The organism is Nostoc sp. DedQUE02 (assembly GCF_034531035.1).
Classification (GTDB): domain Bacteria; phylum Cyanobacteriota; class Cyanobacteriia; order Cyanobacteriales; family Nostocaceae; genus Nostoc.
This window is the reverse complement of record NZ_JAVRBY020000028.1, coordinates 54,203-67,467: the sequence shown is the minus strand read 5'-3', so window position 1 is coordinate 67,467 and position 13,265 is coordinate 54,203. Positions and strand designations below refer to the sequence as shown.

12 protein-coding genes and 1 pseudogene are annotated in these 13,265 nt (G+C 38.5%); all 13 read left to right on the top strand.

Annotated features, from left to right (window positions below; all coding sequences use genetic code 11):
• Positions 1-209: 209 nt before the first annotated feature.
• The 13 genes and pseudogenes from RMX98_RS20755 (at position 210) to RMX98_RS20695 (ending at position 13,252) form a co-directional block, all read left to right on the top strand.
• Complete coding sequence (locus RMX98_RS20755; protein WP_322680217.1) at positions 210-1,655, top strand: phage tail sheath family protein; 1,446 nt, start codon at positions 210-212, stop codon at positions 1,653-1,655.
• A 213-nt stretch (positions 1,656-1,868) separates the two neighbouring features.
• Positions 1,869-2,969, top strand: a complete 1,101-nt coding sequence (locus tag RMX98_RS20750; protein ID WP_322680218.1) for a phage tail sheath family protein — start codon at positions 1,869-1,871, stop codon at positions 2,967-2,969.
• 256 nt (positions 2,970-3,225) lie between these two features.
• Positions 3,226-3,666, top strand: a complete 441-nt coding sequence (locus RMX98_RS20745; protein WP_322680219.1) for a phage tail protein — start codon at positions 3,226-3,228, stop codon at positions 3,664-3,666.
• Between the two features lie 20 nt (positions 3,667-3,686).
• The gene (locus RMX98_RS20740; RefSeq protein WP_012408133.1) at positions 3,687-4,049 is read left to right on the top strand and encodes a hypothetical protein; all 363 of its coding nucleotides are present in this window, start codon (positions 3,687-3,689) and stop codon (positions 4,047-4,049) included.
• 17 nt (positions 4,050-4,066) lie between these two features.
• Positions 4,067-4,201 (top strand): annotated as a pseudogene (locus RMX98_RS20735) (DUF6760 family protein); the annotation flags it as partial.
• Positions 4,202-4,212: 11 nt separating this feature from the next.
• Positions 4,213-4,695, top strand: coding sequence for a phage tail protein (locus tag RMX98_RS20730; protein ID WP_322680220.1), 483 nt, complete (start codon positions 4,213-4,215; stop codon positions 4,693-4,695).
• Positions 4,696-4,827: 132 nt separating this feature from the next.
• Positions 4,828-6,393, top strand: coding sequence for a hypothetical protein (locus RMX98_RS20725; RefSeq protein ID WP_322680221.1), 1,566 nt, complete (start codon positions 4,828-4,830; stop codon positions 6,391-6,393).
• Positions 6,384-7,046 (top strand): LysM peptidoglycan-binding domain-containing protein, encoded by a 663-nt coding sequence (locus tag RMX98_RS20720; protein ID WP_322680222.1) that lies wholly within the window; start codon positions 6,384-6,386, stop codon positions 7,044-7,046. Before RMX98_RS20725 ends, RMX98_RS20720 begins: the two co-directional genes overlap by 10 nt.
• A gap of 3 nt (positions 7,047-7,049) precedes the next feature.
• Positions 7,050-8,114 carry a hypothetical protein gene (locus RMX98_RS20715; RefSeq protein ID WP_322680223.1) on the top strand — a complete coding sequence of 355 codons (1,065 nt, stop codon included), beginning with the start codon at positions 7,050-7,052 and terminating at the stop codon, positions 8,112-8,114.
• A complete protein-coding gene (locus RMX98_RS20710) occupies positions 8,111-8,818 on the top strand; it encodes a phage baseplate assembly protein V (RefSeq protein ID WP_322680224.1) in 708 nt (235 codons plus the stop codon). The genes RMX98_RS20715 and RMX98_RS20710 overlap by 4 nt, the downstream gene beginning before the upstream one ends.
• Positions 8,818-9,204: a GPW/gp25 family protein gene (locus RMX98_RS20705; protein WP_322680225.1), complete on the top strand. Its 387-nt coding sequence runs from the start codon at positions 8,818-8,820 to the stop codon at positions 9,202-9,204. Before RMX98_RS20710 ends, RMX98_RS20705 begins: the two co-directional genes overlap by 1 nt.
• 6 nt (positions 9,205-9,210) lie before the next feature.
• A complete protein-coding gene (locus RMX98_RS20700; RefSeq protein ID WP_322680226.1) occupies positions 9,211-12,747 on the top strand; it encodes a baseplate J/gp47 family protein in 3,537 nt (1,178 codons plus the stop codon).
• Positions 12,748-12,889: 142 nt separating this feature from the next.
• The gene (locus RMX98_RS20695; RefSeq protein WP_322680227.1) at positions 12,890-13,252 is read left to right on the top strand and encodes a four helix bundle protein; all 363 of its coding nucleotides are present in this window, start codon (positions 12,890-12,892) and stop codon (positions 13,250-13,252) included.
• Positions 13,253-13,265: the final 13 nt, after the last annotated feature.

Here is a 13,265-nt window from a genome sequence, read left to right as displayed (position 1 = left end):
TAATCAACTATATAAGGAAAAACAAACACTTTATAAAACCTTTATACCTATTGCCTATTCCCTATTGCCTATTCCCTATTGCCTATTCCTTATTCCCTATTCCTTATTCCCTACTCCCTACTCCCTACTCCCTCTTGCCTATTCCCTATTCCCTATTTGCCTTATCCCAACAATTTACTCCGACTTACTTATATCAAGGAGCTAATGAAATGCCAATCTATCTTTCCCCAGGTGTTTACGTTGAAGAAATAGCTTCCGGTTCTGCCCCGATTGTAGGAGTTGGAACCAGTATTGCTGCTTTTATTGGTACGATTAAAGCCAATGCTTGGTCATCAACTAATACTAATAACACCTCAATTAAATCTGTGGGTAGCCTTTCAATTCCAGTTGAGATTGGTGAGGGTAAAGGTGGAAACCAAAAAAATTATTCCTTATTGTCAGGAGATTATCCACTAGTAACCACAGTGGGGACTTATGCCTTCTTCGTTGGTGGTAGTCCAGTTAGTTTAGATGATACAAACCCTATTACTAATAACGATGCCGAAAAATCTGCAACCGTAAAATTTAAAGATGCAATTCCTTCAGGGGAGAAAATTACCGGATATTACCAAGTTCAACTACCTGTAACTGTAATTCCCAGTGATGCTAACATCGCTCAAGAAGGGGAAATTAAGTTAATCACAAACTTTAGTGAATTTAAGAAATTCTTTGGTGACTTTTTACCACCTAGTGGCGATACCCAAGGGCAAAACACCTTAGCTCATGCAGTTTATGGCTTTTTCAGAAATGGTGGAACTCGTTGTTATGTCACCTGGATATCTGAAGAAAATAAACTTGCTGGTGTTTTAGATGCGTTTGAAGCTATTGATGAAATCACTATCATTGCTGCACCAGGAAATTTAGCCCTTAGAGATGATATCAAAGATCATGCAGAAAAACTGGGCGATCGCATTGCGATTCTCGATAGTCTAGATACCATCGACCTTAGCAGCACAGGAGTTGTGAATACCCTTAAACCCTTCAACTCTGCCTATGCAGCCTTGTATTTCCCGTGGATTCAAGTTTTCGATCCTGCAAGTAATAGCAATATTTATGTTCCTCCAAGCGGTCATATTGCGGGAGTTTATGCAAGGGTTGATGGACAAAGAGGAGTACACAAAGCCCCTGCCAATGAAACTATTTTGGGAGCCTTAGATTTAAAATATAATCTCAGCAAAGCCAAACAAGATGGGCTTAATCCCGATGGGATTAACGTTATTCGCAAATTAAACGGGAATATCCGCGTTTGGGGTGCGCGTACCTTGGGCGGAGATGCAAATACAGAGTTCAAATACGTCAATATTCGCCGACACTTTAGTTATCTGCGAGACTCCATTGATAAAGGGACTCAATGGACAGTTTTTGAACCCAATACCCCCGAACTCTGGGCAAAAATCCGCCGCAATATCAGTGCTTTTTTATTGATAGAGTGGCGCAAAGGTGCATTGTTTGGCACAACTCCCCAAGAAGCTTTTTATGTGAAATGTGATGCCGAAACCAACTCCCCAGAAGTGCGGGATTTGGGTCAAGTTGTCACAGAGATTGGCCTAGCAGTGGTGAAGCCAGCAGAATTCGTGATTTTCCGTCTGAGCCAGTGGACTGGGACGGGAACGTAGGGGATAGGGGATAGGCAAATAGGCAATAGGCAATAGGCAATAGGCTAATAGGCTAATGGGCTAATGGGTAATAGGCAATAGGCTAATAGGTAATCCCAAGGAAACAAGTTTCACAGGCAATGTCAAGTATGAAAGTGATTTTTTCCTACTTCTCACGGAAAATAATTACGAATGACAAATAACAAATGACAAATAACAAATAACAAATGACAAATGCCGATTCTAGAGCCAAAAATACCAGGTATCTCTTTAAACTATGTCGTTCCTACTCCAGAACCTGAGTTACTGACAGGTGTTCCGGTATTTTTTGGTCTGGTTACAGAGGAAGTGAAAGAACCAAAAAAGCTAACCTTGGCGACGCATTTTCAGCAGTATTTTGGTGAAGCCAAAGGGTATTTAGCAGATGCAATCAAAGGATTTTTTGAAAACGGAGGTCGTCTTTGTTATGTTATAGCCTTATCTGACAATACTCTTGAGGCTCTCCAAGAAGGTTTAGAGACAAGCGAAGTCTTAGAAAATGTTGATTTGATTTGTGTTCCCGACATCATGCTTGGTTCAGATGGGGAAGTTATTCAGATGCAGCAAGCTATTTTAAAACATTGCGAGCAGATGGGCGATCGCTTTGCCATTCTTGATGCTTTGAATGATGTAGGAAAACTAAATGAGCAACGCAAACGAATTTCTAGCCAAAACGGAGCATTATATGCACCTTGGCTAAAAGTAGAATTTCGCGTCGATCCTATTCCTCCCTGTGGTCATATTGCTGGAATCTATGCAAGTTGCGATCGCATAGTCGGGGTACATGGCGCACCTGCTAATATTCCACTTGCAGGAGTACTGGATCTGAGTTTTTCTCTAACTCCCACAGATCAAGAACAGCTGAATCCAAAAAATGAAGCGGGAGTCAATTGTATTCGTAGCTTCCAAGGACGAGGTATGCGAGTGTGGGGAGTGCGTACCCTCAGCCCAATCACTGAATGGCAATATGTCAACGTGCGTCGCTTATTTCTCACCTTTGGACGCTGGGTAAATCGCAATTTAGCAGATACAGTGTTTGAACCAAATGCTTTTCCTTTATGGGTGCGACTGCAAAGGGAATTAAGCGTTTATTGTGAATCGTTATGGCGACAGGGTGCTATCCAAGGTGCTTTGCCTCAAGAGGCATTCTATGTCAAATGTGATGCCGAAACGAATCCCCTTGAAAATCGAGAAATAGGACAAGTAATAGCAGAAATAGGTTTAGCTCCCACTATTCCGGGGGAATTTATTCAACTTTTAGTTGTTCAAAGTAGTAATGGAATTTCGCTGATATGAAGGCAATAGGCAATAGGCAATAGGCAACAGAAAAAATTGAAAAAAGGAGGTAGATATGTGTTGAGTGTTTCAAAAATTCAATGGGAATTATATAGGACTCATATTTGATTGCGTGAAAAAACCCATACAACTCAAAAAGACTTCTTGCCTATTACCCGTTGCCTATTGCCTTCCTACCCAAGTGAGTTCAAAAATCAAAGCAGATTCCTATATAACTGATAACTCTTAATTCAAATTTATTGCAGGAGGTTCTATTATGCCCACGATTTCTAATCCCCACGATCCATACAGTGGTTATAATTTCTGGGTGGAATGGGATGGTATTGTTCATGCTGGGTTTCGTGAATGTAGCGGTTTGACAGCGACCCGTAAAGCAGGAACTTATCGAGAAGGAACAGATAAAGCATTAAACCAACGTCAAATTCCTGGTCTTAATACTTATGGTAACATTACCCTAAAACGGGGAGTTACTGACAACAAAGAACTGTGGGAATGGCACAAAAAATTACAGAATGGCGAGACAGATAGACGTAATCTTTCCATTATTTTGGCTAACGATCAAGGAGAAGAAAAGATTCGCTGGAATTTAGAAAATAGCTGGCCTACTATCTGGAATGCTCCAGGTTTTAATGCTACCTCAGACGAAGTAGCGATAGAAACTCTCGAACTAGTTCATGAAGGTATCACTATTGGTTAATATTTCCTTTCAGTAAAATCATGCAGCAAACTGAATTTCCTTTTATCTTGCCTCAAGGATATCTCGACTCGGAAGGTAACACTCACCGCGAAGGCATTATGCGCCTTTCAACTGCCTATGATGAAATTGCCCCCATTCGAGATCCAAGAGTGCAAAAAAATCCTGGTTATTTGGTGATTATTCTCTTAGCAAGGACGATAGTCCAACTAGGAACATTAGACCAAATAAATACCAAAATAATTGAGGGTTTATTTTCAGGAGATTTAGTCTATTTACAGGATTTTTATCAAAGGATTAACCAAAACGGTCATAGTCGTCTGCGGGTAGCATGTCCCCACTGTGACGGAGAGTTTGAAGTAGAAACTATTCCCGTGGGGGAGTAGTTTGCTACCCCACAGAACGACTGCTGGAGGAGGTAGCTTACCTTGCCTACTATTTTCATTGGTCTCACGAACAGATTATGACAATGGAACACCGAGAACGTCAGCAGTGGGTGGCGCAGGTAGCACAAATTAATCAGCGACTTAGCGATTGAACAGAAAATAAATGAATCCCAAACTTATCGCATTAAATGCAGCTTTAGCCGCAGGTTCAACAGCCAGTTTATTGGGACATGATCCCTACATGGCTTATAACTTTGCTGTGGAAATTGGAGGAGTTGTTGTTGGTGGTTTTAGCGAAGTTAGCGGTTTAAGTAGTGAAATTGAGTTGGAATCTTATCAGGAAGGAGGCTTAAACGATTTTGTTCATAAATTTCCCAAACATACTACCTATCCCAATTTAGTTTTGAGTCGAGGATTAGTAAATATTGATTTGTTTTATATTTGGTACAAAGCAACTAGTCAAGGGTGGATTCAGCAGTTGAACGGTACGATTCTTTTACTTAATAGTCAGCAAATTCCGGTGATGTGGTGGACATTTCAAAAAGCATATCCCGTCAAGTGGGAAGGGCCAAGTTTTAATGCTAGAAGCGACGAAATTGCTGTAGAAAAAATTGAATTGGTGCATCAAGGAATTTCTAAGTTATAGGAATTTAGAGGCAATAGGCAAATAGGTAATAGGCAATAGGCAAATAGGCAATAAGCAATAGGTGATAGGTAAGGAGGCTCTTGTATTTGTACTTAGTTTAGTAAAAATCGTATAGGAGTTTTATGTTGAATCATGGCAACTTTATCTAATTGGGAAGATTCACTCGATGAGGGGTTGGTAAATCGCCTGTATCGTCCCTTAAACCAACCGGGAATGATGAAAATGGCGATGGGTCAGCGCATTATTAATCGTTGCGATCGCTTTTTAAATCGTTTACCTCTTTTGACTCAACAAATGCAACGTTGGGGTAACACTGATAGCCTATCATCTGAGTCAATACCCATTGTTTATGCACAGCCTGTTTCATTAGCACAAGACCAAAAAGTAGAGAATAGAGTACATAATTTGCCAACTGTATCCCAAGTTGAGCTTTCTGCTAATATAATTCAAAGAAAATTAGATTCTTCTCAATCTTTAGCAACTAAAATAGTTAATAATACTATCCCTGTCCAAAATATAACAGAATTCTCAAACTCGGATATTGCGGATGAAACAGCCAAATCTTTAACTTTAGAAACACAAAGTAATAAAACCTCTATATCTTCATCTGAAGTTCCGGTAGTTTCGGCAAAACCAATTGCTGAACAATTACCAAAAATAGCAGAAATGACGTTAGGAGATTCGACAGACTCGCAAACATCTCCACCTAATAGCGCTGAATCAAATCCCAATCACCCATCTCAACCGATTGTAGATGTCGATTCTATCTTTTCACCAAAAATCCCCGTAGTTTTGTCACAATCTATAACCGAACAATTGCCAAAAACAGCAGAAATGACGTTAGCAGATTTGACAGACTCGCAAGTATCTTTGCCTAATAGCGCTGAATCAAATCTCAATCATCCATCTCAACCGATTGTAGATGTCGCTTCTATCATTTCATCGGAAATTCCTGTGGTTTCGCCACAACCCATCGCTGAACAATCGCTAAATACAGGAGAAATACCGTCATCACAAGAATTTACTAGCTTTACTGATACAACCCTACCTATTATTCAAGCAAAACTCCAGAATTATTCAAGATCACAGCCATCTCTTCCTATTGTTAATAATTTAAATAATTTAGCTGACAAAAAAACGCAAATAGATAATTACGTAAGCAATTTAAGCTTAATCAAGCAGGAATCAAAAAAACTTCCTATCGTCACGGCTCAAACTCTAAGTCCTCAAATTAATTTGACTCAGCAGGAAATATCATTTCCTATCAATTCGCTAAGTTCTCAAAATCAACCTGTAAAGTTCCTCAACACACAAACTATTACTGTTTCTACCTCACAAATTAATCAAAATAATCACAAACAAAATATAACCCCCCTTCCTCTTGTCTCTGTAACTTCTGCAAGTAACCCATCCTTAAAAGCTCAATCTCTGCCTTTACCCGGAGCTAAAAATACCCCATCCTCAAAAAGTAATAACCAGCAATCAAACCTATCAAACCGCAATTCGATATCAAATACTGATTCTTCATCACCTCCTATAACTTTCGCCAGTCTTGCATCATCAATAGAAACCTCAGTTTCCCCAATAGTAACTCAATCCAATATTGATGTTGATGCTATAACTAGTCAAGTTGAACGCAAACTAATGCGACGGTTAGTCATTGAAAGTGAACGCAGAGGGAAAAATCAATGGCACTAGAGAAATTAACTATCAAAGCCGAAAAAAATAACCCAGGAGATTTTGCTGATAAATTTAAAGTTCTTTTTAACCCTAATCAAGTGGAAATTGTCAAAACAGGCTGGTCAATGGGAGATTATGGCCCAGTTGCATCTAAAGAATTAACTAAACTCAGTCTTGATTTGTTTTTTGACACTACATTGATGGGATTTCCCCCAGAAAATGTCCAAAACTATACCCGCAAAATTTTTAGTTTGACTCAGCCTCGCATTGGCAAAAATCCTAAACGTCCCCCTCGTTGTCAACTGATTTGGGGAACTATATCCGGCAAAGATAGCTTGTTATTACCTGATGGTTTTTTAGAAAGTGTCACCAAGAAATTGACTCATTTTCTCGAAGATGGTACACCTGTCAGAGCTACCTTAAACTGTCAATTTAAGGAGTGGAAAGAACCGAAAAAAAAGGCAAAAATTGCTAATCCTATTGATGATCCTGTGAGAATTGTTAAACGAGGAGAAACTTTAAGTAGTATTGCCACTGAAGAATATGGCGATCCGAGTCTATGGCGTGTGATTGCGGCAGAAAATCGCTTAAACAATCCTCGGATGTTAAATCCTGGAACTGTGCTGACAATTCCTCCTTTGCGAATTACTAGCCTGACTCAGAGGAGTTAAATCATGCCAAATGATGCTTCTTTATTAAATCCTAATGTCAAAATTTTGGTTCAAAATAAACCCCTAGCCGCAGAAATAGAAGCTGATTTAGTCTCAGTTTTAGTATCTGAAGATTTGGAAGCTCCTAGTATGTTTGAACTGCGATTAATTACTTGGGACTTATTAAAACAAGAAATGACATGGGTAGATTACAAATCATTTGATGTTGGCAATAAAGTAGAAATTCAGATGGGATATGAGCAAGAACTCAAAACTCTCATGGTGGGGGAAATTACGGGATTAGAACCAGAATATACCCAGGATGTAGCACCTATATTAGTGGTGCGTGGTCATGATTTACGCCATCGTTTGTTGCGAGGAAGCCACACAAAATCCTTCCTAAAAATTAAGGATAGTGAAATTGCTAGTCAAATTGCTAGAACTAGGGGAATTACAGCAAAAGTTACTGATAGTAAAGTGAAGTTAGAATATATTTTGCAGCATAATCAAACCGATTGGGATTTTTTAAAAGAGAGAGCTAAACGCATTGGTTATGAAGTTGCATTGGAGAAAACAACTCTCTATTTTCGTCCCCATGATAACGCTAAGGCTAAAATTTTTACTCTAACTTATGGAGAAGATTTACAAGAATTCTTTCCGCGTTTAAGTACTATGAATCAGGTAGAAGAATTAGAGGTAAAAGGTTGGATCTCTCAAGATAAAAAAGAGGTATTGGGTAAGGCAGCAGTTGGAAAAGAAAGTGGCACAATGGGAGGTTCAACTTCCGGGGCAAAAGCAGTCAAAAAAGCTTTTGGTGAATCAAGCCATACGATAGTAAATCAACCTATGTCAAGTAAAGAAGAAGCCGATAACATGGCATTGGGGCAGTTTCAGAGTATAGCGATCGCCTACATTACTGGTGAAGGAACTTGTCAAGGTAATCCCAATTTACACGCTGGAAAAGTAATTGAAATTCTTGGAATTGGTAAAAGATTTAGCGGTCTTTATTATATTAAAAGTGCGGAACATAGTTGTTCCCAAAATCAGGGTTATAAAACTTCATTTACTGTAGGGAGAAATGCTACATGAACGGTTTAGACTTATTATTGTCAAACAACCAGAATCATCATTTTTATGGCGTAACTGTTGGTATAGTTACTAATAACAAAGACCCCAAGAAGTTAGGAAGAGTCAAAGTAAAATTTCCTTGGCTATCTTCAGAGGAAGAAAGTTACTGGGCTAGAGTGGTAACTCTCATGGCAGGAAATGACCGGGGTATTTATTTTTTGCCCGAAGTTGATGATGAGGTTTTGGTTGCTTTTGAACAAGGTGATATGAATTTTCCTTACATTCTTGGTGCTTTATGGAATGGCATAGATAAACCACCAATAACAAATGAAGATGGAAAAAATAATCAACGAGTCATTAAATCTCGAAGCGGTCACATGATTGTTTTAGATGATACTAAGGAAAATGAACAGATTATTATTCAAGATAAGACTGGTAAAAATAAAATTGTGATTAATTCTAAAGAAAATAAAATGAACATTCAAGTTGAAAAAGATTTAACTATTGAAACAAAAGGAAAAATTATCTTGAAAAGTAGTAATGATGATATCTCAATTGAATGTAAAAACTTGCAAATAAAAACTCAACAAAATTATCAATTACAAGTAGGTGCAAATTGTACAATTAAAGCTAAATCTAAATATGAACTGGAAGCACAATCGGGTTTAGGGATTAAATGTGCAAATGGTGTGAAAATAAATAATGGTTCATTGGAAGTAATGTAATGGAAATTGATTTTTTAGGTGTGGGATGGGCTTTACCTATCCAACTTGATAAAAATGCTCAAATTGAGATGGCACGTTATGAAGATGTTGTGCGTCAATCAATTTGGATGATTCTCAGTACTGCCAAAGGAGAACGGATAATGCGTCCTGATTTTGGCTGTGATATTCACGAAAAGGTTTTTTCTCCTAATAGTTTAGGAACAGTTGGAGAAATTGTTAGTGATGTGAAAGATGCTTTAATTGAATGGGAACCTCGCATTGATGTTTTAGATGTGGATACAATTCCTGATTCTAACCAACCAAATGTAATTTTAATTCAAATAAATTACCAAATTCGCACAACAAATAATATTTTTAATTTGGTTTATCCTTTTTATTTGCAGTAAATTTTTATGGCTTCTTTACCTCCCAAAATTGACCAGCGTACCTATGAGGAAATTGTTCAGCAAACGGAGAATTTAGTAGAGCAATATACCGGCTGGAAAGCTGCACCTGGAAATCAAACTGATGCTGGTGGGGCATTGATTCGCATCTTTGGGCGGATGGTAAAATTAGTCAGCGATCGCCTCAACCAAGTTCCAGAGAAAAACTTTCTGGCTTTCCTTGATTTAATTGGGGGAGAACTCAAACCTCCCCAACCTGCTAAAGTCCCTTTAACCTTTTATTTGGCACAAGGAAGTCCCACAGATGCGTTAGTTCCTGCTTATACTCAAGTTTCAGCACCACCAGCAGAGGGTGCTGATGAAGAAATCGTGTTTGAAACGGATCGAGAATTGGTTGTCACAACAACACAATTACAAGCAGTATTCCTGCGCGAACCCAATCAGGATAAGTATAGCGATCTCTCTGAGATCCTTTCGGAGGAGCGCACTTTAGCAGCAACAGGACAACAAGATGCAGCTTTCTTAGCTTTGGAAGGCGATCGCTCTATTACCCATTCTCTTTATATAACTTGTCCCGAAATTTTTACTTTACCAGAGTTAAAGGAACTACAACTAATTATTACTACTAATAATACGGTTGAAAGTGTCGATCAATTACAAATACCGCTTAATTGGTCTTATTGGGATGGTTCTCAATGGCAAACCATTCCAACTCCTAGCCAAAGTCAGAACAATAATCAATCGACTATCACTTTTACTTTTGGCAATTTACCTATTCCGGCTCCTTATGAGCTTCAAGGAAAAACAGCAAAATGGTTACAAGCCAATTTAAATAATATATCTTCTCTATTAGAAAACTTACCTCAAGTTACCAATATTCAAGGTATTATCAACATCAAGCAATCTAACTTAATTCCTGAATCTTGCTTGTTTAATACTACTTCCTTAGACCTTACCAAAGATTTTTATCCTTTTGGTGAACAGCCCGAACTTAATGATACATTTTATATCGCTTTAAACGATACATTTATTAAGCCGAATGTAACTATTAGTATTGATATAAATTTAACTCATAAACCTATAAATATAAATGATTTAAAAATTGTTTGGGAAATTGGTAACGGTCAAGTATGGCAAGAAATAGCAGATCAAAATAACCAACCGAAATGGATAGCACAATCATCAGCAATTCAGTTTACTGAAAAAGATACTATCCAAGCGAAATTACAATTTCCCAATGCAGAAAATATACCTTCTCCTAGCACTGTAAACGGAGAAACTCGTTATTGGGTTCGCGCTCGAATTACTCAAGGTCATTATGGTAAAGCCGCAGATGAGCGCCTGTATCCTGTTTATGATGACTTGGCAGTTCTGCGAAAGGAATTCAAACAAGGAGCCAACGAAATTGAAGTTGATACTTTAGATTTATTTAAAACTGGCGATGCGATTCGTATTCTTCCTTATACTGGAGGGTTCCCAGAAGAAAATAAAATTACACAAATTATCAAAGAGACTAATAGGCTGAAGCTAGAAACCGGAGTTTTGAACACTACTTTAGGGGTTGGGACGCGAATCATGCGTAAGTTAATTATCACGGAAACGATTCCTCCAACTTACGATCCACCTCTAATTAAGTCATTAAAATTAACCTACAAATTTACTTTGACAGAAAAAGCTATTTATTTTGCTGAAAATGATTTTACCTATTCTTCTCCAGAAAATTTGAGTTCTTTTCAGCCCTTTACATCTACCATAGATCGAGAACCAACCCTCTATTTGGGGTTTGATAATTCATTTAATAATAAAACAGTTACTCTTTATGCACAGTTTGCAGCCCCATTACCAAATGAATTATCTGCTGATATTACAGAAAAAACCGTCCTTGTATCAACAGTAAATACTGGAGATAAAACGCTGCAAATTGCTGATATAACTGGTTGGCAAACAGGCGATCGCCTACAAATTCAGAACCCACTCAACGCCAAACAATACGATAATTATACTATTATTAATATTAGTAAAAATCTAGTTACCACCAATCAACCTCTACAACAAGATTATCCTCAGAATACCCCAGTGATTCGTTCGCAGCAACCCCAATTAATTTGGGAATATTCTAGTACTCTGGGTTGGCAAGCATTAGGAGTAGAGGACGAAACTCAAGCATTTTTTCAACCAGGTTTAATTAGATTTATTGCTCCCGCAGACTTTAGCCCAGGAGAAAACTTTGGCAAAGAACTATATTGGTTGCGAGTGCGTTGGGTATCAGGTAATTTTCGGGTTAAACCTCGTTTACGTCGCTTGTTAACTAATACCACTTGGGCAGTTCAGGCAATTAGTCTCCGAGAAGAAGTATTAGGTTCAAGTAACTACGATCCAAATCAGGTCTTTATTGCCAATAATATTCCCATTTTGATGGGACAGCAGTTAGAAATTCAAGAAGCACAAATTCCCCTTAACATAGAATCTGATCGCATCAAGGTAATTAAAGATAATTTGGGAGAAATTGATGAAGTTTGGGTACTTTGGCAGGAAGTAGCAGATTTTTACGATTCTAGTGCGAGCGATCGCCATTACACTTTAGATCGGCAAACAGGCGAAATTCGCTTTGGAAACGGACAAGTCGGGATGATTCCCCCCAGAGGACGTAATAATATTCGACTGTCTTTTTATCAGACTGGAGGAGGTAAACAGGGGAACGTCACTGCACAAACCATTAGCCAACTGAAAACTACCATTCCCTACATCGATCGGGTAATTAACCTGGAAGCAGCAGCAGGTGGGGCGCAACAGGAAACTTTAGATCGCCTGAAAGAACGAGTACCAAAACAATTACGTCACCGCGATCGCGCTGTCACTTTTGAGGATATAGCAGATTTAGCTTACGAAGCTTCTACAGATGTGGCTAGAGTCAAAGTAGTTACACCAGATTTGCTGACAACTGATTTTAGCCCTTTGAATGAAAAACTTTGGCTCGATCCGACTAAACCAAATGTGCTATTTGAAGATATTCTCCGGGAAAAGTTGCAGACAATTAATGCTACTGAAGCAGAGAACTTTGAAAAAATGATGCGGGAAATTAACCGCCGTGCAGGGCAAGTTAAGCTAATGATTCTGCCCTACAGTAGCGATCGCCAACCAACCCCTAGTTTAGCTTTACTAAAACAAGTCGAAACCTACATTCTATCCCGTTGTGCGGGGACAGTAGATTTAGTGGTTACAGCCCCAAAATGGCGAGAAGTAACTGTAACTACAACTATCACTCCTGTGTTGATCGAAGACGCAGACATGTTGAGAAACAGCGTTAGACAATACTTAGAAGCCTTTCTCCATCCCTTAACTGGAGGAACAGGGGAGGGGTGGCAATTTGGACGCTACCCACAAAAATCAGATTTTTACGCCATTATTCAATCCATTGCGGGAGTAGATCATGTTAATTCCCTAGAGGTGGAATTACCTGCAACAGAAAGCAAGTCATTACTAAGTGCTGATTCTTTAATTTATTCTGGCAATCATAACGTCAAGGTAGAGGGGAATAGGGGATAGGGAAGAGGCAATAGGGAATGGGGGAATAGGGAAGAGGCAATAGGCAATAGGCAATAGGGAGTGGGGGATAGGGAAGAGGCAATAGGCAATAGGGAATGGGCAATAGCTTGATGAATATAAGGAGTGAAAAAAGAGTAAAAAGATGTCAGGTATTCGGGATTTTAAAGACTTAATAATTTGGCAAAAAGGTATGGAAATTGCTGAGAAATGTTATTTATTAACGAAAAATTTTCCTAGAGATGAACTTTTCGGAATGATTCAACAAATAAGAAGAGCATCCGTTTCTATTCCAGTCAATATTGCGGAAGGCTATGGCAGAAGATCGCCTGGTGATTATGCAAGATTTTTAAACATCAGTCAAGGCTCAATTAATGAATTACAAACTCATCTTATTTTATCTTCCAGAGTAGGGTTATGCACTCTAAAAGATATAGAATTGATTCTCCAACATCTTCAAGAAGAAACTAAAATGATTATTTCTCTTCTCAAAAATTTAAAAAATTAAAAACTGTTCCTTA